Here is a 1,252-nt window from a genome sequence, read left to right on the forward strand (position 1 = left end):
TAGCTGTATTTTACCAATTACAAGGGAGTTATGCCAAAGCCGAACCCCTTTACCTGCGCTCTCTGGCGATTTGGGAGAAAGTACTGGGAAAAGAACATCCCGATGTGGCTAATAGCCTGAACAATTTGGCAGGACTTTACTGGGGTAAAGGAGATATCACCCGCGCTACTGATTTTTTCACCCGTGGACTTGCGGTTGAAGAAAAAAACTTACAACTGATTTATGCTGTAGGTTCAGAACAACGTAAGCAAAATTACGCTCAAACCTTCACGGGAAGAACTGACGCTGTTGTTTCCCTCGCTTTACAACAACAAACCAAAAACCCCACCCTAGCCAAACTAGCCCTAACTACTACACTCCGTCGCAAAGGGCGGGTAATGGATGCGATGACTGACACGGTGCAAACATTACGTACCCAATTAGCAGAAAATCCAGAAACGAAAAAGTTATTTGACGAATGGTTGGATGTGCAGCAACGGTTAGCCACCTTAGTATATCGGGGACAGGGAGACCAAAAATTTGAAATTTATCAGCAGCAAATTAAACAATTAGAAGCAGACAAGGAACGGTTAGAAGAACAAGTCAGCGCGAAAAGTGCCGAGTTTCGCAAGGAAATTACCCCGGTGGAATTGGCTGATATCCAAGCCCAAATTCCCCCCGATGCAGCAATGGTGGAGATTGTCCAGTACAGTCCATATAACCCCAAAGGTAAAAATGACAGCGAACAATGGGGTCAATCGCGTTATGCTGCGGTGGTGTTTTAGATTAGCCAAACTTAGGATAATTTAATTGATACATCATCAAAATACATCTAGAGGTGGGTAGCGACTAACGACAGAAACCGGGTTTACTATCAAGGGCTAAATACAAACATCTTTCGTATTCTAACTGAAGAAACCGGGTTTCTCAGTCAAAGGGAACAGGGAACTCTTATACTAAAAATGGCTAGAAAATATACTTTTTGAATAACATTTGAATAACAAAAATCCAGGTATTAAGCCTCTCCCCGTCAACGGGGAGAGGCTTGGAGAGTGGTTCTATATTAAGCCTTTCGCAGTATAACTGTTGCCCGTTCCCTGTTCCTTATTCCCTTCTTTGATAAAATTAGGTCAAACAACCGTTTGCCCCTACGCAATACCTTCGCCAGATTTCTGAGTGATGACGTAGTATCAAAGGGGTACATCCCAGTTTTTATTCTTCCAAGAAAGATAAATAAATCATGAGAAAGTAAAGGGAAATTAAACGCGAACGC

At 42.7% G+C, this 1,252-nt stretch carries 1 protein-coding gene; it reads left to right on the forward strand.

What is annotated here, in order from left to right; translation table 11 throughout:
* Window positions 1-764: tetratricopeptide repeat protein (locus CK510_RS30570; RefSeq protein ID WP_143289535.1), on the forward strand; the 764-nt coding region annotated here is incomplete at its 5' end.
* Window positions 765-1,252: the final 488 nt, after the last annotated feature.

Source organism: Brunnivagina elsteri CCALA 953 (genome assembly GCF_002289455.1).
Lineage (GTDB): Bacteria > Cyanobacteriota > Cyanobacteriia > Cyanobacteriales > Nostocaceae > Brunnivagina > Brunnivagina elsteri.